The organism is [Clostridium] ultunense DSM 10521 (genome assembly GCF_000511955.1).
Classification (GTDB): Bacteria; Bacillota; Clostridia; order Tissierellales; family Tepidimicrobiaceae; genus Schnuerera; species Schnuerera ultunensis.
In genome coordinates this window covers 225,009-245,385 of the sequence record NZ_AZSU01000006.1, presented here as the reverse complement: position 1 = coordinate 245,385, position 20,377 = coordinate 225,009, and the positions used below count along the sequence as shown (strand labels likewise).

Annotated in this window: 17 protein-coding genes and 2 pseudogenes; 5 read left to right on the top strand and 14 right to left on the bottom strand. The window is 31.3% G+C overall.

Annotated elements, in window-relative coordinates; genetic code table 11:
• Positions 1 to 209: 209 nt before the first annotated feature.
• From CUL_RS0114250 to CUL_RS0114230, 6 genes and pseudogenes are all read right to left on the bottom strand, one after another.
• Positions 210 to 1,247: an ABC transporter permease family protein gene (locus CUL_RS0114250; protein ID WP_005585370.1), complete on the bottom strand. Its 1,038-nt coding sequence runs from the start codon at positions 1,245 to 1,247 to the stop codon at positions 210 to 212.
• A pseudogene (locus CUL_RS17535) lies at positions 1,244 to 1,929 on the bottom strand (ABC transporter ATP-binding protein). The gene CUL_RS0114250 and the pseudogene CUL_RS17535 overlap by 4 nt, the downstream one beginning before the upstream one ends.
• Before the next feature lie 44 nt (positions 1,930 to 1,973).
• Entirely contained in the window at positions 1,974 to 2,537 is a 564-nt protein-coding gene (locus tag CUL_RS0114240) for a sensor histidine kinase (RefSeq protein ID WP_025642350.1), read from the bottom strand.
• A gap of 69 nt (positions 2,538 to 2,606) precedes the next feature.
• Positions 2,607 to 2,834, bottom strand: a pseudogene (locus CUL_RS20240) (response regulator transcription factor); the annotation flags it as partial.
• Between the two features lie 569 nt (positions 2,835 to 3,403).
• Entirely contained in the window at positions 3,404 to 4,168 is a 765-nt protein-coding gene (locus CUL_RS0114235; protein WP_025642349.1) for a permease, read from the bottom strand.
• A complete protein-coding gene (locus CUL_RS0114230; RefSeq protein WP_005585372.1) occupies positions 4,165 to 4,647 on the bottom strand; it encodes a permease in 483 nt (160 codons plus the stop codon). The genes CUL_RS0114235 and CUL_RS0114230 overlap by 4 nt, the downstream gene beginning before the upstream one ends.
• Positions 4,648 to 4,739: 92 nt before the next feature.
• Here CUL_RS0114230 and CUL_RS0114225 point away from each other — a divergent pair, with 92 nt between their 5' ends.
• Positions 4,740 to 5,411 carry a Crp/Fnr family transcriptional regulator gene (locus tag CUL_RS0114225; protein WP_025642347.1) on the top strand — a complete coding sequence of 224 codons (672 nt, stop codon included), beginning with the start codon at positions 4,740 to 4,742 and terminating at the stop codon, positions 5,409 to 5,411.
• A 22-nt stretch (positions 5,412 to 5,433) separates the two neighbouring features.
• Here CUL_RS0114225 and CUL_RS0114220 read toward each other — a convergent pair whose 3' ends face one another.
• From CUL_RS0114220 to CUL_RS0114190, 7 genes are all read right to left on the bottom strand, one after another.
• On the bottom strand, positions 5,434 to 6,624 hold the full coding sequence (locus CUL_RS0114220) for an anaerobic nitric oxide reductase flavorubredoxin (protein ID WP_025642346.1): 1,191 nt from the start codon (positions 6,622 to 6,624) through the stop codon (positions 5,434 to 5,436).
• Between the two features lie 88 nt (positions 6,625 to 6,712).
• The gene (locus CUL_RS0114215; RefSeq protein ID WP_236616482.1) at positions 6,713 to 7,396 is read right to left on the bottom strand and encodes a Crp/Fnr family transcriptional regulator; all 684 of its coding nucleotides are present in this window, start codon (positions 7,394 to 7,396) and stop codon (positions 6,713 to 6,715) included.
• Between the two features lie 193 nt (positions 7,397 to 7,589).
• Positions 7,590 to 8,798, bottom strand: a complete 1,209-nt coding sequence (locus CUL_RS0114210; RefSeq protein WP_005585377.1) for a DUF438 domain-containing protein — start codon at positions 8,796 to 8,798, stop codon at positions 7,590 to 7,592.
• 24 nt (positions 8,799 to 8,822) lie between these two features.
• Entirely contained in the window at positions 8,823 to 10,697 is a 1,875-nt protein-coding gene (locus tag CUL_RS0114205) for a heavy metal translocating P-type ATPase (RefSeq protein ID WP_005585378.1), read from the bottom strand.
• A gap of 24 nt (positions 10,698 to 10,721) precedes the next feature.
• On the bottom strand, positions 10,722 to 10,937 hold the full coding sequence (locus CUL_RS0114200) for a heavy-metal-associated domain-containing protein (protein ID WP_005585379.1): 216 nt from the start codon (positions 10,935 to 10,937) through the stop codon (positions 10,722 to 10,724).
• A 153-nt stretch (positions 10,938 to 11,090) separates the two neighbouring features.
• Positions 11,091 to 13,331 carry an EAL domain-containing protein gene (locus CUL_RS18120; RefSeq protein ID WP_051403567.1) on the bottom strand — a complete coding sequence of 747 codons (2,241 nt, stop codon included), beginning with the start codon at positions 13,329 to 13,331 and terminating at the stop codon, positions 11,091 to 11,093.
• A 231-nt stretch (positions 13,332 to 13,562) separates the two neighbouring features.
• The gene (locus CUL_RS0114190) at positions 13,563 to 15,152 is read right to left on the bottom strand and encodes a DEAD/DEAH box helicase (RefSeq protein WP_025642341.1); all 1,590 of its coding nucleotides are present in this window, start codon (positions 15,150 to 15,152) and stop codon (positions 13,563 to 13,565) included.
• A 191-nt stretch (positions 15,153 to 15,343) separates the two neighbouring features.
• On the opposite strand from CUL_RS0114190, the gene CUL_RS0114185 reads away from it, so the two are divergent.
• The 4 genes from CUL_RS0114185 (at position 15,344) to CUL_RS0114170 (ending at position 18,874) form a co-directional block, all read left to right on the top strand.
• On the top strand, positions 15,344 to 17,125 hold the full coding sequence (locus CUL_RS0114185) for a M3 family oligoendopeptidase (RefSeq protein WP_025642339.1): 1,782 nt from the start codon (positions 15,344 to 15,346) through the stop codon (positions 17,123 to 17,125).
• A gap of 29 nt (positions 17,126 to 17,154) precedes the next feature.
• The gene (locus tag CUL_RS0114180; RefSeq protein ID WP_005585385.1) at positions 17,155 to 17,454 is read left to right on the top strand and encodes a DUF1294 domain-containing protein; all 300 of its coding nucleotides are present in this window, start codon (positions 17,155 to 17,157) and stop codon (positions 17,452 to 17,454) included.
• A gap of 99 nt (positions 17,455 to 17,553) precedes the next feature.
• Positions 17,554 to 18,459, top strand: coding sequence for a M23 family metallopeptidase (locus CUL_RS18115; protein WP_025642337.1), 906 nt, complete (start codon positions 17,554 to 17,556; stop codon positions 18,457 to 18,459).
• Between the two features lie 19 nt (positions 18,460 to 18,478).
• The gene (locus CUL_RS0114170) at positions 18,479 to 18,874 is read left to right on the top strand and encodes a bactofilin family protein (RefSeq protein ID WP_025642336.1); all 396 of its coding nucleotides are present in this window, start codon (positions 18,479 to 18,481) and stop codon (positions 18,872 to 18,874) included.
• A 41-nt stretch (positions 18,875 to 18,915) separates the two neighbouring features.
• Here the strand turns inward: CUL_RS0114170 and CUL_RS0114165 are convergent, their stop codons facing one another.
• On the bottom strand, positions 18,916 to 20,361 hold the full coding sequence (locus CUL_RS0114165; protein ID WP_051403566.1) for a phospholipase D-like domain-containing protein: 1,446 nt from the start codon (positions 20,359 to 20,361) through the stop codon (positions 18,916 to 18,918).
• Positions 20,362 to 20,377 lie beyond the last annotated feature (16 nt).

Here is a 20,377-nt window from a genome sequence, read left to right as displayed (position 1 = left end):
TTTATAAAATTGTTTTGAAAGATCTTTTTATATATTTCCCTTATATTTTAAATCATATTTTTTATGGCTCTTACCTTTGATATTTCCTTTTAATCCACTTAATATAGAATTTTTCTTAAGTCTTTTAATTGGTTTTTTGGTACTTATATATATTATTAAAAGGCTTAAAATATATATAAATACGATAAGTTTAAAATCAAATTTTAAATTCAAATGCATATATATATTGAATATATATCTTTTTTACCTGAAAAGTATTTTTCGACTCCATTTATAATTAAAAATAATATTTTTACTAATCCAAGAGATAAAAATATTCCTAATGCTATTGGAATCTGGGATATATATATGATCTTTAATCTTATTATTTTACTTATATCTTTATTTGTAGCCCCAATAGATTTAAGCTTTGAATATTCTATAATAGATTTTGATTCTTGAACTAGAAATAAGTTTACAAGTATTGAATAAAAGAGAATTATTAATATTATGAATAAAGCAAGTACTAAAAGATGGCTATTATAATCTTTTAATAAATCCTTTTCTGGGTCAAATACAAAGGATCTATTTAAATATAAATCGTTATAACCATAAGTAACGTCTTTAGTCTCCAAGTTGTTCATAATTTCTTCACTTAAACTGTAGGTTCTATATATATTTTTATACCATATAAAAGGTGATAATTCTTCCCCACTTTCTAAGAGAACTTTTTGGCTTACATTTAAATGTATATTATAGAAGTTTTGATACCCATGAGTTGTACCATAGTATATACCTGATATATGGTATATCTTATCTTCAATTTCTATGTTATCTCCTAAATGTTTACCTATTTCTTTAGCCATATCATCACTTATCATTACCTGTCCATCTTTAGGAAGTTTTCCTTCTTTTAAGGAGAATTCTCTTGTAGACATTGCATTATCATCCATTTTAAAAAGCTTAGTCTGCTCTTTAGAGCCAAAACCTTCTTCCAGCTCTTTTGTATTAAAAAAGCCAACTTTCTTTATATGCCTATTTGAAACTAAATTATTTGCATCTTGACTTGAGATTGCACTTATAATTCTAAAATGTGATCCTCCCATATTATCAACTGGCATATCCATAAAGGATTTAAAATAGGAGGATACTCCAAATATAAAAGTAGAAAGAATCAATACAGCTAAGAATATAGTAATTCTTGTTGAATTATAGCTTTTCCTATTGTTTTTAATATCTCCTTTAATATATTCTTTAAAAATATTCATCTTATCACCTCGTCACTTATAACAAGGCCATCTTCTATTCTAATTATTCTATCTGCTGATAATGCTATTTCTTCATCATGGGTTACTATTACCATTGTTTGCTTATACTTTAAATTGGATAGTCTAAAAAGTTCTATTATATCTTTAGAATTTTTCTTGTCTAGATTTCCCGTCGGCTCATCTGCTAAAACTATACTTGGCTTATATATTAAACTTCTAGCTATAGCCACTCTCTATTGCTGCCCCCCCCCCCTGATAATTTGTCTAGAAAAGCTTTTAATTTATCTTTAATCCCTAAACTAGTTACCAATTCTTCAAAATACTCTGTTTCCACTTCTTTATTATCCATTAAAATAGGTAGTTTAATATTATTCTCCACTGAAAGATTGGGGATTAAATTAAAAAACTGATATATAATTCCTAGCTGTCTCCTTCTATAAAGTGCTAAACTATTTTCATCTAGCTCTGATATATTGCCACCCTCTACTATTATGTCCCCGTCTGTTGCCTTATCTATACCTGAAATTAAATTTAAAAGAGTAGATTTACCACAACCACTTGGCCCAATTATGACAATCATTTGTCCCCTTTCTGCATTTAGATTGATATTCTTTAAGGCTTCTACCTTTGTTTTTCCTTCACCATAGGTCTTTTTTAAGTTTTCGATTTTTAATATTTCCATCCTCTTACCTCCTATAGCTAAAGGATATAATATAAAGATGACATTTAAGTGACATTGTAAAATTTAATTTGAAATATAAGTCCATTATCATTATAGGCATTTATATCTCCATTGTGGTTTTCTATTATTGATTTTGAAAGATTTAATCCTATTCCATAACCCGGCATAGATGTATTTCCCCTATAAAATCTATCAAAAATCCTTTTTAAAACCTCTTCTTCCAATCCCTTTCCATTATCTTTTATCCTTATTTCTCTATATATTGGATTAGATATAAACTCTATTTTAATCTTATCTAAAGTATGTTCTAGAGAATTTTTTATTATATTTAAAAATCCTTCATAAAGCCAAACTTCATCTCCTAAAACTATAAAGTCCTCCCCAATATACTCTACTTTAACATTTCTATCTCTATTTAAACTATTTACTATATCTTCTATTATTTCCTTTACGGAAAGCTTTTCATATTTATAATCTATAGTATTTGAATTTACTTTAGATAACTTTAAAAGTACTTCTGTAAAGTTTTTAAGTCTATCTAATTCCAAATACAACCTTTTTAAGTGTATATCTGTATTTTCTTTATCTGTTTTAATTAACTCTGTCATAAATCCTATATAGTTTGATTTTTCTTCTGCTCCATCTACTCGCCTTAAAACACTTTCTATTTTCGCTTTTAATATTGGGAGTTTAAAAGGCTTTGTTATATATCCATCAGAGATATTAAGTCCCTTTATTATATCTTTCTCTGAATCATTAACTGTTAAAAATATTACTGGTGTAGATTCTATATTAAATATCTCTAAGAAATCAAAACCTGTCCCATCTGGTAAATTTATATCTAAGAGAATTAAATTAAAATCATAAGCAAAGTTTTCTTTAGCTTCCTCTAGAGATTTACTAATTACTACATCATAAATAATTTTGCAAACATGTTTATAGCATTAATTTTATTTGAAAAATGTCTTCTCTACAACCAAATATTATCATAGGAATGAAAAAACGGTAAGATTAATCCTACCGTAAATTTTTAATATTAAATTTTTTATCCATAAGAAAATTCTACTACTGCTTCTTTGCTTAAATATCCTTAGTTAAATGAGTTTCAACAAAATTTTTGTTTGGAATCTAGAATTTTTTTATAAATAGCTCATTAGCCTTCAGTAAGTTTTGATAATGTTGTCGGGTTGCCCTATTAGTGATTAGGCAAGGTAAAACTTATATAAAATTTGCTACTATTTCTTTTGCTACTATTTCTTAGGATAGAACTCCAAACCCATTGATTTATCTACATCTTATGCTCGTGTTATTATTATAGCACTTTCCCCCCATATATAATCATCCTTTACTTTTTGAGCAATAACTTTTATACATTATTTTATATTCTAGCATAAATAGTTTACACTAATATAATAATACTGGGTATACATAGGTAGTATAATATTGATAACTAAATTTTGGAGTGATACCTATCCTAATTCATTTCCATTGTTTGTTTGCCCACTTTTTCTCTAGGTAGTTTTTTATCTCCCATGGCTATAGCTTTGGTAGGACATTTTTCTATAGCTTTTATTATTGCACCTTCCATTTCTTGTTCAGCTTTTGAGTTTACTACCTTAGCCTTTTTATTCCCTACTTTAAAATAGTTTGGGGCCAACTTTTCACATATTCCACATCCTATACAGTATTCTTCTTTTATCACAATTTCACCATCATTTATTTTTTCAGAATCCATAGGAATATCTTTTCTTCTTACTATTTTAGATATGAGATATCCCATTATGAGAATAGCTATAGTTGTCAATACCCATCTTGTTGCCATAAACTTAGGACTTAAAAATTTAGCTTCGTTGGCCAACATAGGTATTTTTATTACTGCCCATGCACTAAGGATTACTACTATATTTGATATGCTAGCTCCCTTTTTTAATAATGTTTTACATACAGGAAAAGCTGCGTATATTGGCCCTGCCGATACGCTACCAAGTAATAAAGATATAAAAGAGCCTTTTAACCCAGAACCATCGCCTAAATGTTCCATTATCATTTTCTTTGGAACCCAGGCTTCTATTAGAGCGGTTAATACAAATATTACTGGCATTATCATAAGCATTTCTTTTATATAATAACCACTATTTTTAAAAGATATAATTGCTTTCTCTGTGTTGGATAACAATAATATCAAATAAATTAAAACAACAAATAATAAAAACTTGTTTTTCTTTATCTTTTCCATCATAGTATTACCCCCATTATCATCGAAATTGCAATGGCAAATATAAAGCTTAAACCATTCCTTGCAAGGGCAAATTTCTTACCGAATTCTTGCTTCTCTAAATTAAAAGTTACAAATCCTACCATGGTTAAAGTCGTTAAAAACGCAACTGCTGGCACAATACTAGCCCCCATATCTACAATAGAACCTACTAGAGGAAAGGCCACAAAAGCTGGAATCAATGTAATACTACCAATCAATGCAGAAACTACAGTGGCCAAAAATATATTCGAACCACCTAAATACTCCTTAATGACATGAGGTGGTATAAAAGTAAGGATAAGCCCTATTAAGAACAATATACCTATTATTTGACCTAACATATTACCCATCATTTTCTTAGACATCTTCATGGCATCTAAGGTCCTTTTTTTATCCTTAATCATAGAAATAATGAACCAAATACCTGTGATAAGCCATAAAACCTTGGTGAAAATATCCATAATCCATCCCCTCCCAAAAAATTATTCTTCTCTATTATAATCCTAAATGGTATAATAAAAAGTAACTATAGTTACTTTTTGGAGGTATATTTATGGATATTGATAAATATAAAAGTTTAATTAGTCATACTTACTTATTTAACACTTTTTCCACAGATGAAATTTCTGCTCTATTCAAAGATGAATATTGTACGATTAAAAATTATAATAAAAATTCCATTATATATCTGCAAAATGAAATATGTACTACTATAGACATCCTATTAGAAGGCAAAGTAACTATCCAAAAAATAGATGAAAATGGGAATATATTAACAATTGCCTCCTTTAAGCCTGGAGATATTATGGGGGGAAGTTTAGCATTTTCCAATAATAACGAATATCCTATGACTGTGGTAGCAGAAGCTAAGTCTAGCCTATTACATATTCAAAAGGAACTAATACTAGATTTATGTCAAAACAATAGAGCTTTTCTATCCAAGTATTTGGAATCCCTGTCCATCAAGGCTTTAATCCTTACAGATAAGATAAAGTTCATGTCCCTCAAAACCATTAGGGATAAAATAGTGGAATTTTTGACCTATGAGTATCATATACAGAATAGCAAGATAATTAAATTGGATATGTCTAAAAAAGAATTAGCAGATAGGTTTGGTGTTCAAAGACCTTCCCTTTTTAGGGAATTGAAAAAGATGAAAAAAGAAAGGCTTATAGACTATGACCATAAAAGCATAGTAATTTTAGATGAAGACAGGCTTTTCTAGCCTGCCTTCTGTATATCTCTTTTTATAATTTACCTACAAACTCTTTACCAAATTCAATACATCTATTTATAGCATCTTCATCTGGGTTCCAGAGTTCTTTTATTCCTTCTTGTACTATTTCTATCTTTGCATCCTTTAATCTTTCCTCTAGGATGCCTACAGATTCTCCTGACCAACCATAGGAACCAAAGGCTGCACCCTTTTTATTCTTAAATCCTATGCCTTTTATCATATCAAGTAGGCCACCAGTTGCATGCATTATACTCTTATTTACAGTAGAGGATCCAAATAGCATTGCCTTTGATTTAAACAATTCTGTAATTACATCATTTTTATCGGAGTTAGCAGCGTTAAACAATTTTATATTTACATCCTTGTCTACAGATTTAATACCTTCTGCTATAGCCTCAGCCATCTTTCTAGTAGCATTCCACATGGTATCATATACTATGGTAATCTGGTTTTCCTGATAGGCGCCTGCCCATTCCAAGTATTTTTCTATAATTTGACCTGGATTATCACGCCAAATAATTCCATGGCTAGTAGCTATCATATCTACAGGCAAATTAAATCCTAATACTTCTTTTATTTTATTGGCCACAAGGGAGCTAAAAGGAGTTAAAATATTTGCATAATATTTTATTGCTTCTTGATATAATTCTCCTTGATCTACTAAATCATTATATAATAACTCTGAGGCATAATGTTGGCCAAAGGCATCATTACTAAATAGGATACTTTCTCCAGTCATATAGGTAAACATACTATCTGGCCAATGTAACATTCGAGCTTCAATAAATATTAATTTATTGTTTTCTCCAATCTCCAATTCATCTCCTGTCTTTACCTCTACAAAATTCCAATCTTCATGAAAATGTGCCTTTAATATTTTAGCCCCATTAGAACTACAGTAAACTGGCACATGAGGCATTTCCTTCAATAACAAAGGTAAAGCTCCACTATGGTCTATTTCAGCATGATTAGCTACTATGTAATCTATTTCATTTAAATCTATTTCCTTCTTAAGGTTTTCAACAAATTCTTCTGCAAAGGGTTCCCATACTGTATCAATAAGTACTGTCTTTTCATCTCTTATTAGATAAGAATTATAGGATGAACCCCTATGAGTAGAATATTCATCACCATGAAAACGTCTTAATTCCCAATCGATCTTCCCTACCCAAGTTACCTTATCAGTCATTTTAATAGCCATATTAAAACCTCCTAAAAATTATTTTTTAATGGATACTCATATTAATTATGTTCTAAAATACAAGACCAAACCCCCTTAGTCAAACTACCTAAATTAGACTCCTCAAATTTCCCTCATCTAATATAACAATTCTTCTATGTCCTATTAATTTTATCCAACCCATATCTTGAAAATAGGACAATTTTCTACTTAAAGTCTCCTGGCTCATACCAATATGGGAGGCTAAATCCCGTTTACTCATATTAAGAACTACTTCTCCCTCATCATTGGCTAGATCCAATAACATTTCAACAATTCTAGTTTCCACGTCATGAACTCCCAAATGTTCTATTAAGTTTTCTGCTCTTTCTAATCTAGAGCTTAATTCTTCTAAAACCTTAAAGGCTATAGTAGGATATTTAGCCATTAGGTTTTTTAACTTTTCACCATCTATTATACATACCGTTGTATCTTCTAGTACTTCTGCATTATCCGTCAATGGTCCATGTACGAATAGGGATAATTCTCCCATAAAATCACCTGGTCCCAATATTCTAATAACCTGTTCTTTTCCTGTATGGGAAAGCCTAGATATCTTAACCTTACCCTTATGGATTACGAATAGTTTTTCTCCTCTATCTCCAGCCATGTAGACCATCTCGCCTTTTTTATAACTTCTAGCCACTGTAATCCTAGCTACTTCCATCATTTCATCATAGGTTAATGTATTAAATATTGGTACTATTTCAATACAGGTTTTTTCTGTCCTATCATGTCCACAGCTACAACTCATCATAACACCCCATTCCAATTAAGTAAATTCTATATTTATTATATTACCCAATAATAATCTATAATCCTCATAACTTTCACAAAAGAAATCCATATTTTGTGCTTGTCCTATACCTATTTGATTATGGGGCGGATCAAGAAGGCAAGGGCAAGAAATATTATATTTCCTACCCTATTCTGTTATAGAATGTTTCTTATTCCGATAACAATCTCTTTTCTCCTTCAATCCCTTTGATTGGAGCTATGTTTTGTGTAAATTCTAAGGTCCCTAAATATTCTCCATCTTTACTCCTTACAGCAAAATATCTAATTAACACGTATAAGTCTCCCATCTTAATCCAGAAGTCCTCATGGTCTTTCTTTCCTGATTTAAAATCTTCCAATATTTTATCCACTATATGAACACTAGCTGGAGGATGACAATTTTGTACACTCCTTCCTATAACTGCTTTTGTTCGGGCAAAGATTCTTTCTTTCCCTTGAGAGAAGTATTTTACAGTATCGTTTTTATCTATAAAAGTCATATCTCCTGGAATGACATTTAGTATTTGGCTTATTTCCTCTGGAGTTAAAAATCCAGTTTCAAATCTTACATGACCTGCTTCTGGTAATTTTTCCTCTGTGTCAGAAATATTTATTCTCTTTAGTTCCCATTGGGTTTCTGGCTCTATCAATGCATAGCCAATTTCATCACTTTCCTTATATATGGCTATCCATTCATCTTCCGTCAATGTTTCCAAGGCCATGGGGAATAGTATACTTTCTTCCTTAAAGATCATTTCCTTTATTTCATTAGCCATATTTTCTATTTTTTCTATTACTTCCTCTTTGTTTCCTCTGTAATCCGTAAGCATAAGCTTTCCTTCTTTTATCAAAGCCCTAATATCATCATCTACTCCCCACATTACCTTAGGTGGCGCAGTAATTCCATACTTCTCTAAATAGGGAAATATTAAATTTTCTTTCCTGCTATAATGTTTATCAATATCCCATAATAAGTTTAGATCCTGAATTAGATTATTTATATTTTCTTTAGAATCATCTTCTTTAAATTCTTTTAAATTATTATTAAGGGTCTCATCCATATATTCTTCTATGGCTTTATTTTCTTGTCTCATAGTATAGACTGGATGACCTGGCACCTCTTCCGGATGATGTATTTCTTCAATTGAGCCTTTAAAGACTGCAGCATGTACATTACATAGACGCTGGATTTCCTCTATAGGCAATCCTTCTTTAACCAATTGGGTTTCCATTGCTGATATTTCCGAAGCGGAAACCCCTTCTATTACCTTAGCAAATTTTTCTTTTACTTCATCTACGGTTCTACCATCATGAAGTTCTTTAATTACTTCCTTTAACATCTTTTGTCTATGTTTTCTATTGTTAATCAATTCACTCATTATATTCACCTCTCATTCTATTTTCTACTTTTCGTATAATACTTTCCTACTTCTTCCCTTTTCCCCATATCCTAATAATCTTACTGCGTTTACTATTACCAATAATACGCTTATTTCATGGATTAACATACCTGAAGATAGAAATACGACCTTACCTAATACTCCTGCTAACAGAGCAGCTGCAACTATAATGGCAAAGTATATATTTTGTTTCATATTTCTCACTGTAGCTCTACTTAGGCCAATAGCATAGGATAATCTTTTTATTTCGTTGGACATTAACACCACATCTGCCGTTTCCATAGCTACATCGGTACCTGCACCGCCTATGGCAATACCTAAATCTGCTGAAGCTAATGCGGGAGCATCATTTACCCCATCTCCAACCATTGCTGTTGCCCCAAATTTTTCTTGTAATTTTTCCAAGGCTTGAACCTTTTCTTCTGGTAAAAGTTCTGCATAATATTCATCTATCCCTAATTCCTCTGATATAGCTGAGGCAGCCCTTTTATTATCTCCAGTTAGCATGACTACCTTTTCAATACCTTGCTTCTTTAAATTCATTATAAGTTCCTTAGCATCTTCCCTAACTGTATCAGCTATAGATATAGTTCCTAATACCTTTTCCATATCTGAAACTATAACCACCGTTTGACCATGTGCCTCTTCACTTTTTACATAATTTTCTTCCTCTTCCCTTATATTGACACTATTTTCCGCTAATAATTTTCTATTTCCAATTAAATATTTTTTTCCTTCTATTTTTACCTTTAATCCCTGACCTGTAATTATCTCAGCTTCTTCTGGAGACTCTCTTAATTCTCCATATCTTTCTTCATAGGCTTCAATAATTGCCCTAGCCAATGGATGTTCTGAATAGCTTTCACCTATTGCAGTAATTTTTAATAATTCTTCTTCGTCTATATTAAAAGCCTTCACATTGGTTACCTTAGGTTTACCTTCTGTTAAAGTTCCAGTTTTATCAAAGGCTAATACCTTGATTTTGCCTAACTTCTCCATTATTTCTCCACCTTTGACCAAAACCCCATGTTTTGCTCCATTACCTATTCCTGCTACTATAGAAACTGGAGTTGAAATAACCAAGGCTCCTGGACAAGCTATTACCAATAATGTTAGAGATAGTACTAGATCCTTTGTAAATAAGAACAATAATGCTGCTAAAATTATTATGGCAGGAGTATAGTATCTAGAGAATACTTCTAGAAACTTCTGTGTTCTTGCTTTTTTATCTTGAGCCTCTTCTACCATTTCTAAAATCCTAGCAAAGGTAGTGTCATCCCCAACCCGATCTGCCTTTATCTTTAAATATCCGGATTCGATAATAGTACCAGAAAATACGGTGTCTTCCTCTGTTTTATCTACTGGAATAGATTCTCCTGTAATGGCTGCTTGGTTTATATAAGCATTTCCCTCTATTATGGTACCATCAACAGCAATCTTCTCTCCAGGTTTTACTACTACTATATCTCCTTCTACTACTTCATCAGGTGAAATTTCTACTTCCACTCCGTTTCGTATTACCCTAGCTATATCTGGTGCCAAATCCAATAAGGATTTAATTGAAGATCTAGTTTTCTCCAATGTTTTAGATTCTAAATAATCCCCTAGCATGAATAGAAAGGTTACCGCTGCCGCTTCCCAATACTCTTGTAAAAACATAGCACCTATTACAGCTAGAGACACTAATGCATCTATACCTAAGATTTTATATCTTAAAGCTACAAGAGCATTCTTCATAATTGGTAATCCTGCTACAATGGCAGCGCTGATCATAAATATATTTCCATACCATATATTTAAATCTGTTCTCTTTAATATGAAAGATATTATAATCAATATTCCTGAAAAAACTACCCTTTGACCTTTACTTATTCTCACCGTACTCCCCCTTTCTAAAAATTATCATTTTTCTCCTAGCACCCTGTAGCCTAATCTCTCAATAACCAGTTTTATATCCTCAGATTCTACTATAGATTCATCAAAGGTAACTTTCGCTTTACTTGAATTGAATAATACTTCTGTCTCCTTCACACCTTTTATCTTTATTAATGCTCCCTCTATCTTTGCCATGCAAGATGGGCATGTTAATGTTTCTAATTTATAAGTTTTAGTCATCATAAAAAATTCCTCCTTATTTTTTATTTCTTTTTTATTCTGTGTCTTTATTATAAAAAATATTATCATTCAATACTTTGACCTAAATCAAATTTTAAAATCTTTTTCAAAATAATTAGAGGTCAGATAATTTAAAACTTTATCTGACCTCTTTATTCATAGTAGTTTTTCCAATTCTTTGGCAGGAATAGGTTTGCTAAAATAATATCCCTGACCAGTATCGGAGCCAAGTTCTTTCAATATATTCAATTGCTTTTCCGTTTCTATTCCTTCTGCAGTAACCAATATATTAAACTGCTTAGCCAGAAGGATTATAGTTCGAGAAATTGCCCTATTCTTTTCATTTATATCTAGATCCCAAATAAAACTCCTATCGATTTTCAATTCATCTATATTCATTTCACCTAAATAACTTAAATTAGAATATCCTGTACCAAAGTCATCCATTATAACGAATACTCCTAATTCCTTTAATCGATCTAAAACATCTAATGTATATGTAATGTCGGATATAGCAGTAGTTTCAGTTATTTCTAATCCTAAATACTTAGGTTCTAATCCTGTTTCCTCCAATATATTAGAGACCATATCTAAAAAATTATAATGTTGAAATTGTCTAGCTGAAATATTGACAGAGACTCGCCTAGGCTTATAGCCTTTATCAATCCATTCTTTATTCTGTCTGCAGGCCTCCCTTAAAACCCATTCTCCAATGGAAAATATTAGCCCAGTCTCTTCCGCTAAAGGTATAAATTCATCGGGGAAAATTAGCCCTCTTCTTGGATTTTCCCAACGTATCAAACTTTCCAGGCCTATTATCTCCCCTGTTTTAATATCGAATTTTGGCTGGTAGTATAAAATAAATTCTCCATTAGTTACGGCTTGCCTCAGTTGATTTAATTTAGTAAGGTTATCATATTCCCTTTTACCAATTTGTACATTATATTTAAAATAGCTATTGCCACCCATTTCTTTAGCCTCGTATAATGCAATTTCCGCATTTTTCATTAGAGAAATACTATCTTCTCCTGCTTCCGGATATATAGCAATTCCAATACTGGTAGTTAAATATAGTTCATAATCTTTATAGGCTATATATTCTTTAAAACTTTCAATAATCCCATCTACTACAGTGTCTATTTTATATATATCCTCTATATTCTTCAATAATATTAGGTATTCATCTCCTCCACCACGGGCTATTAAATCTCCTTTAGAGATTAATTCACCTAATCTTACACCTAGTAATCGTAAAACCTCATCTCCTATATTATGGCCTAAATTATCATTTATGTATTTAAACCTATCTAGATCTAAATGTAATATGGCTAATTTTTCATTGTCAGCTAAATTCTCGATAGTTTCTTCCAATTCCTCCATGAAGTATACTCTATTGGGAAGATGGGTAATAGGGTCGAAATAGGCTAATCTATATATTCTCTCTTGATGAGCTTTCAAATTTTTATTAGCAGTTTCCAATTCACTAGTCCTTTTGGCTACTTCCTGTTGCAATTTTTTATTCCATATGAAAAGCAACAATAGCACTATACCAATTACCCCAGCACCAATAATTATGTACTTGATATAGGTTCTAAGTACAAAATGTCCATAGGATAACTGGTGTCCAAACCATTTTTTATATATCTTATCATAGGTTCCATTCTGTTTTATCCGGTTCAATCCCTCTTCTAATAGCCTATAAGCTAATTTGTTTTCAGGTAGTATAGCCGGTCCATAGGCTGTTTCACCTAAAGGTTCTCCTATGGTTTTCACTTTATTTATCTTTTTAATATTATTTAGATAGTAAACGGCAGTCATTCTATTTCCTATAAAAGCATCTGCTTCCCCGTCTAATAAAGCCTGAATACCTTCTATTTGACTATAACGAGGTATGGAAATAATTCCAGGTATTCCTCTAATTCTCTCTTCATGAATGTCCTTTTCCTGATAAGCCACCCTTAACCCTTTAAGATCCTCAATATCTTTTATATTCTCCAAGTCTTTCATTATAAAAATGGCATGAGAATTAACTACAGTAGATTGGGTGAAAAGATATTTAGCCTTTCTTTCCTCCGTTTTAGACATACCTTGAATACCATCTATTTCTCCATTTTCCAAAGCAAATACTGCATCAGACCATCTCATAGGTATTAACTCTATTTCTATATCCATGGCTTCCCCTATGGCTTTCATTATATCAATATTAAATCCTTTAAATTCACCTTTCTCATCTACATATTCATAAGGTTTAAAATTATTATCCCCTACAATCCTTAATTTTATCTTATCTTTAACATCTACTGGTTCTTTTGATAACTTGGTATGCTTATTAATAGATATTGAAATTGTAATGAAAATTAGAAGGAGAATTCCAACTCCTATAACTCTCTTTTTCATAAAAACCAGTCCTTTATCTAAAAGTAACTCTAAGAAGCAAACCTATACTGTATATTTCTGTATAAATTGTCAAAATCCTTCAATGTTTTCACTTTTTATATTTAATCTTAAAAATTAATTAAATGATTATCCTTTTATTATGTATATTGTATTATATACCCAGTTTTAGTAATACTACGAAAATAAAAAAAGCGACTAAAGAACTAAATATCTCTTTGCCGCTAAACATGTTTAAGACCTGGTATTAGCCAATTCCACCTTTACCTTAATGCCCTTTATTCTTTTGTTATTTAACCCTTTTATTACCTGGTGGGCATATTCTTCTGGTACTTCAACGAAAGTAAATTTATCATACATATCTATATCCCCTACAGTTTTTCTAGGTATACCCGTTTCATTTAGTAAGGCTCCTAATATATGTCTTGGGCTTACCCCTTTTCTCTTTCCAGTATTTATATATATTCTTGCCCTAGTACTAATACCTTTTGTACCATAATCTACTGCATCTAATTCTCTGTGCCCATCTAACTTATTGTTTACAAGGTAAAATTTCAACAAGGCTGCTGCTATATCAAAAGAAGTATAATCTTCCTCTAATATTTGGTTAAGCATCTTTTCATATCTATCTAATTGTCCCTTATCTATCTCATCTTTAATCTTTTCTATTAATATATCGCTTTGTCGTTCTTCCATATCTTTTAGTGTAGGCAAATCCTTCCTAACTATCTTAGTCTTAGTATATCTTTCAATATCTTTGATCCTGTGCCTATCTCTACCTACTACAAAACTAAGGGCAATCCCTTCCCTACCAGCTCTAGCAGTTCTACCAATTCTGTGAACATAATATTCTTCATCCTGAGGTATATCATAGTTAAATACAATATCTACATCATCTACGTCTAAACCTCTAGCTGCCACATCAGTAGCTACTAAAATATCGATATTCCCTGTTCTAAACTTAGACATTACCCTATCCCTTTGAGATTGTTTTAAATCCCCATGGAGCCCATCGACGAAATATCCCCTTCCTTGTAATTCAATAGTTAACTCATCTACCTTTTTCTTGGTATTACAGAATACTATGGAAAGTTTAGGATTGTATATATCTATAAGCCTAGATAATATTTCAGTCTTCATATGTTCCTTTAATTCAAAATAATATTGTTCTACTCTTGGTACGGTTAATTCCTTGTGTACTACTTTAATAGTTTTAGGATTCGTCTGATACCTTTTAGCAAAATCTACTATTTCTTTAGGCATAGTGGCCGAAAAGAATATGGTCTGTCTTTCCTCCGGCATATGATTTACAATGAGTTCAATATCATCTCTAAATCCCATATCAAACATTTCATCTGCTTCATCCAATACTAGCATCCTTATATTTCCTAGTTTTAATGTTTTTCTTCGAATATGGTCTATTATTCTACCAGGAGTTCCTACTACTATCTGAACGCCTTTTTTTAAAGCCTTTATCTGTCTATCAATAGGCTGTCCTCCATATATAGGTAGAACAAAAATATCCCTTTTATACTTGGCTAGTCTTCTAATTTCCTCTGCCACTTGTATGGATAATTCTCTTGTAGGGCATAATACCATAGCTTGTAAACTTCTATCCTTCCCATTACATTTTTCAATAATAGGTATACCAAAAGCAGCAGTTTTCCCCGTTCCTGTCTGAGCTTGCCCAATTATATCTATACCTTCAAGTAGTTTTGGTATTGCTTGGGATTGGATGGGGGACATCTCCTCAAAGCCCATATCGGAAACTGCTTTTTGAATTTCCTCCGAAAGCTTAATATCTTCAAATTTTAATTTATTCATTAATTTTACTACATCCTTCCTTTTTTTATCTAACTTGTTAAGTATATATATAATATGGCTTTTTTGCAAGGGAAATATGAATTTTAAAACCACAAATTCAAATCCTTTTCTTTCCCCCATATAAGTATTAAGTTGTATTATCAGACTATTAAAGATATTATAATATTAAATATAAAAATGGAGGGATAGTTATGGATATGAAATGGAGTTTAAATGAGTTATACACCTCTTTTGATTCAAAGAAATATCAGTCAGACTTAAAAACCTTTGATGAAAAAATGGAAAGTTTTGTCCATTGGGCAGAAGAAAACTTAAAATCCTTTGAGGAAGCTGATAAAAAAATCTCCCAATATTTAAATAGGCTAATAGAATTATCTAGCCTGTCTTCAAAGCTAATGACCTATCCTCGTTTAATATCTAGTGTTGAAGCTAAAAATGAAATGGCATTAAAATACCTGGATAAATTACAGGTAAAATATTCAGAAATCACCAAATCCTATGTACAATTTGAAAAATTTATTGGAAGTTTGGATGATTTAGATAGGGTTATCAATTCTTCTGAGTTTCTAAAAGAGCATAGTTTCTATTTAAATAATATCAAGGACCATACTCAGTATTTACTTAGTGAAAAAGAGGAGATATTAATCTCTAAAATGAAAAATACTGGGTCTAAGGCTTGGACAAAACTTCAAAATATATTGATCTCTACATTATTAGTTGATATTGAAATAGATGGGGAGCTAAAACAACTTCCTCTGCCTGTAATTAGAAATATGGCCCATAATAAAGATAAGGATCTAAGAAAAAAAGCCTATGAAGCAGAATTAAAATCCTATAGAAAAATCGCCGAATCTTCCGCTGCTGCTTTAAATGGAATTAAAGGAGAAGTCATTTCAATTGCAGGGATGAGAGGGTATAAATCCCCTTTAGATGAAACCCTATCTAAATCCAGAATGGATGAAGAAACTTTAAATGCCATGCTAACAGCCATAAAAGAATATTTACCTATATTCCATAAATATTATAGAAAAAAAGGCGAACTTTTAGGTTATGAAAATGGATTACCTTTCTATGATATATTTGCTCCTGTTGGAAAGATGAGTAAATCCTTTACCTATAAAGAAGCCAGAGAATATATTGTAAAAAACTTCAAAACCTTTAGTGACAAATTAGCCAATTTTGCAGATAATGCTTTTGAAAATAGATGGATAGATGCAGAACCTAGGGAAGGCAAAAGAGGAGGGGCTTTTTGCTCTAATATTCATCCTATTAAGGAAAGTAGAATACTTGCCAATTTTAATGGTAGCTTTAGCAATGTTATTACCTTAGCCCATGAGCTAGGCCATGGATATCATGGACTTTGTATACAAGAAGAAAGCATTTTAAACAGTAGATATCCCATGCCTATAGCTGAAACTGCTTCTATATTCTGTGAGACCATTGTAATGAATGCGGCCTTAAGTGAAGCTGATGAAGAAGAACAGTTAAGTATTTTAGAATCCTATATTCAAGATGCAGGGCAGGTAATAGTAGATATATATAGCAGATTCCTATTCGAAAAGGAATTATTTGAAAGAAGAAAGGAATATTCTCTGTCTGTAAATGAACTAAATAGAATAATGATAGAAGCACAGAAAAAGGCTTATGGAAATGGATTAGATCATAATTATCTCCACCCTTATATGTGGGTAAATAAACCCCATTATTACTACGGAGAGCGGAATTTTTATAATTTTCCCTATGCTTTTGGATTATTGTTCTCCAAGGGATTATACCTGAAATACTTGAATAATAAAGATAAATTCGTAAAGGAATATGATAGCTTCCTTAGATCTACTGGCAAAAACAATATAGTTGACATAGCAAAATTAATGGATATAGATGTTCATTCACCAGATTTCTTTAGGGGCTCATTAAAATTAATTGAAAAAGATATTGAAAAATTCCTTGAACTAGTAGAAAATATTAAGTAATGTAATTAATTAGAAAGTAGGTATTTTAAATGAGCATAATATCAAACTTTAATAATAAGGAAATTACCTTTTTAATCTATATTATAATAATAAATATTGTTTCCTTCTTTAACTTTGGATTTGACAAATCTAAATCCAGAAAAAATGATCATAGAATTAGTGAAATGAGCCTAATGGTTTTAGCATTACTAGGAGGCGCTGCTGGTGCATTATTAGGAATGGTAGTTTTTAAACATAAGACCAGTAAGGTTAAATTCACCCTTGGCATCCCAATAATCTTCATACTGAATAAGGTATTAGAACTAATAATATTTAATTATTTAAGATAATCAAATATTCTTAAAATAATAAAAGGATTTTTAAAGTTTATGTAGAATAGAATAATGTGGAAAGATTTAACTATTTTAGAAAGAGGTCGAAAAACACATATGGGGAAGAAGAAAGATTCTAAAATCTGCATTATAATAATCCCCCATACAGAAAAAGTAAGAAGGTTAACGATTCCACAATGGTTGCCCAAAATTTCTGTAATATCTATATCAGCAATTCTTATGGCAGCATTCTTAATTTTTAATAATATCTATTCATCTCATATAAGTTTAGAAAAAGAATATAATGATAGAATAGCCGAAATCAACAATCTTGAGGAAGAAAATAGAAAAAAGGAAACAGAATTATCCAAACTAAAATCCCATACAAAGGAACTATACGAAAAAACCAATGAAGTTGAAGATAAGTTAGCTGAAATAGAAAAATTACAAAGACAAGTAGAAAAGATAGCTGGCATAAAAAGCCCATCTAGAGGTGGGAGAATAGACGACGATATTCCTATTGAAGCATTAGAGCCTACAGAGGAGATTCAGGTATTAAAAGAAGTACTAGAAAATAAGGAAAAAGAATTGCTAGTTTTTATCGATGATTTAGAAAAGAGATTTGAATATCTAGAAACGGTACCTGATCTATGGCCTACTAAGGGTAGACTGACTTCCACCTTTGGCAATAGGAAAAATCCCTTTGGAAGAGGGGTTAGGTTTCATTATGGAATCGATATAGCTAACTCAATAGGTACGGATATTTGGGCCGCCGGAAGTGGAAAGGTAGTGTTTTCAGGATACAAATCTGGTTTAGGTCGAACTATTATAATAGAACATAATAATGAGTATACCACTGTATATGGACATAACAGTAAATTGCTTGTTAATGAAGGAGATAACGTAGAGAAAGGGCAAGTTATATCAAAAATGGGCAGCACTGGTAGAAGCACTGGTTCTCATCTTCATTTCGAAATACATAAAAATGGTAAACCTATAGATCCGTTAACTATTCTTAAATAAAGGGTAAGGGGGAAAACTTGTGTTTAGTAAAAAGGTTGAAAAGTCAATGGAAATTGACTCTTTAATTGGTGAAAACATCAAGGTAATAGGTAAAATTGAAGGTAAGGGGAACTTGAGAATCGACGGTGTTATTGAAGGGGACATCCATTACGAAGGTGATATTATTATAGGGGAAACTGGTAATGTAAAAGGGAATATCCATTGCTACGATATCTCTTTAGCTGGAGTAGTAGAAGGTAATATTAAATCCCGAAAAAAATTAACTCTTCATCCTACTGGAAGACTAATGGGAGATGCAGAAGTCTCCAATCTTATAGTCCATGAAAATGCCTTTTTCCAAGGCAGTTGTAAAATGGCTAATAAAAAGAATGAGAAAATTGATGCTAATGATAGAAAAATTGAAAAAGCTAAATAACAATTTGATTAATAAAAGTAGGCTTAAAACTAAGCCTACTTTTATAACATAAATTGGAATAGATAAACGACAAAAGATAAGATCCTTACAAGAATTGATTTTAATAAAGATACTTTACCTTCTTCTACTGATGAATCAGATAAATAGGAATAATCTTCTCCTACCATTAGACTACTATCAATATAATTGTCCATTTCTTCTTTAAGGTTCTTAGCAAAATCTTCGCTATCGATTATAACCATAGACCCAGTACTAAGAAAGGTAGACCTTGAATCAAGATTAAAGGAGCCTACAGCACTAATCCTATTATCAAATATATAGGATTTTGCATGGGTAGAACCAGGGCCTTGAAACTCATATAAATTAGCCCCAAAATCCACTATCCTTTTTCTATTATTCATATAGCCGGATACAGCAAATGGGTTAGGACTAGAATAGATCGAATTAGTTAGTATATTTATCTGTTCCCTATCTACCGAAATATTATCTACATGGAGAATACTCAACATATTCTTCGTAGGGATAATATAAGGACTTTGAACATATATTGATTCCTTTGCATTTTTAGCTAGGTTGGTAATATAATGCCAACACCAGGGTTCCTTATTCAGACGTTCTATTGGATTATATATGAGGTATATTCTATTAGCTGGAACAGATTCTTCTACCCAATCAATAGAATTATTAAATATTTCAGGATGGGATTTTTTTAACTTTTTTACCCTGTTTACTAAATATTGATATTTTTCCTCACCCTTCTTTTTACCTATATTGGTTAGCTTATTTACAGGATTCTTCGAATAATCATGTTCCCATAAATGGCTAAAATAATCCTTAAATTCTGAAATAACACTATTAGAGACATTGTCTTCATCTGTATTTATGATCACTACATCCCTATCGTAAACAATATGTTCATCAGTGTCATCCCCTATAAAATATTTATCACCAATATTTCTACCACCGATAATGGCATATTTCCCATCCACTATAATAAACTTATCATGGAGTCTGTTATTCCATGTCCATGGTTTAATTAAATTTAAGGGTTCATAAAATTTAAGTTCTATATTGGGATGATCTGAAAAAATATATTTTATCCCTCGTAAATTTCCATTTAAATTATGGAATATACCATCTAACAAAATACGAACCTTTATCCCCCTATCTGCAGCTTCTATGATGCTATTAAAAAAGATATCTGTAGAAACTCCATCATGAAGTGTATAATAGGCAATATCTAATGTTTTCTCTGCATTTTCAATTAAATTTACCCGGCTAAGGCCTGAATCATACCTTCCCTCAACAAGAACAACCCTATCCTGACTCAACTCTTCCCTATAAAAAGTCTCCATAGAATTGTTTTCTAAGTGTTGGATAGTTTTAGGCTTATAGAATGCAAAGAGTAGTACTCCGAATATAAATGAATAAATAATATAGAACCCTAATATATACTTTACAGTTTTTCTAATCTTTATGATATTCATTGTTATGCCACCTTCT

What these genes read in the sequence shown, in the direction of transcription:
- CUL_RS18115 (WP_025642337.1), top strand. Translation starts at nt 17,554, where the DNA reads ATGGGGAAGAAGAAAGATTCTAAAATCTGCATTATAATAATCCCCCAT.
- CUL_RS0114200 (WP_005585379.1), bottom strand. Translation starts at nt 10,937, where the DNA reads ATGATGACTAAAACTTATAAATTAGAAACATTAACATGCCCATCTTGC.
- CUL_RS0114235 (WP_025642349.1), bottom strand. Translation starts at nt 4,168, where the DNA reads ATGATGGAAAAGATAAAGAAAAACAAGTTTTTATTATTTGTTGTTTTA.
- CUL_RS0114220 (WP_025642346.1), bottom strand. Translation starts at nt 6,624, where the DNA reads ATGGCTATTAAAATGACTGATAAGGTAACTTGGGTAGGGAAGATCGAT.
- CUL_RS18120 (WP_051403567.1), bottom strand. Translation starts at nt 13,331, where the DNA reads ATGAAAAAGAGAGTTATAGGAGTTGGAATTCTCCTTCTAATTTTCATT.
- CUL_RS0114180 (WP_005585385.1), top strand. Translation starts at nt 17,155, where the DNA reads ATGAGCATAATATCAAACTTTAATAATAAGGAAATTACCTTTTTAATC.
- CUL_RS0114210 (WP_005585377.1), bottom strand. Translation starts at nt 8,798, where the DNA reads ATGAGTGAATTGATTAACAATAGAAAACATAGACAAAAGATGTTAAAG.
- CUL_RS0114240 (WP_025642350.1), bottom strand. Translation starts at nt 2,537, where the DNA reads ATGACAGAGTTAATTAAAACAGATAAAGAAAATACAGATATACACTTA.
- CUL_RS0114190 (WP_025642341.1), bottom strand. Translation starts at nt 15,152, where the DNA reads ATGAATAAATTAAAATTTGAAGATATTAAGCTTTCGGAGGAAATTCAA.
- CUL_RS0114215 (WP_236616482.1), bottom strand. Translation starts at nt 7,396, where the DNA reads ATGAGTTGTAGCTGTGGACATGATAGGACAGAAAAAACCTGTATTGAA.
- CUL_RS0114165 (WP_051403566.1), bottom strand. Translation starts at nt 20,361, where the DNA reads ATGAATATCATAAAGATTAGAAAAACTGTAAAGTATATATTAGGGTTC.
- CUL_RS0114230 (WP_005585372.1), bottom strand. Translation starts at nt 4,647, where the DNA reads ATGGATATTTTCACCAAGGTTTTATGGCTTATCACAGGTATTTGGTTC.
- CUL_RS0114225 (WP_025642347.1), top strand. Translation starts at nt 4,740, where the DNA reads ATGGATATTGATAAATATAAAAGTTTAATTAGTCATACTTACTTATTT.
- CUL_RS0114250 (WP_005585370.1), bottom strand. Translation starts at nt 1,247, where the DNA reads ATGAATATTTTTAAAGAATATATTAAAGGAGATATTAAAAACAATAGG.
- CUL_RS0114185 (WP_025642339.1), top strand. Translation starts at nt 15,344, where the DNA reads ATGGATATGAAATGGAGTTTAAATGAGTTATACACCTCTTTTGATTCA.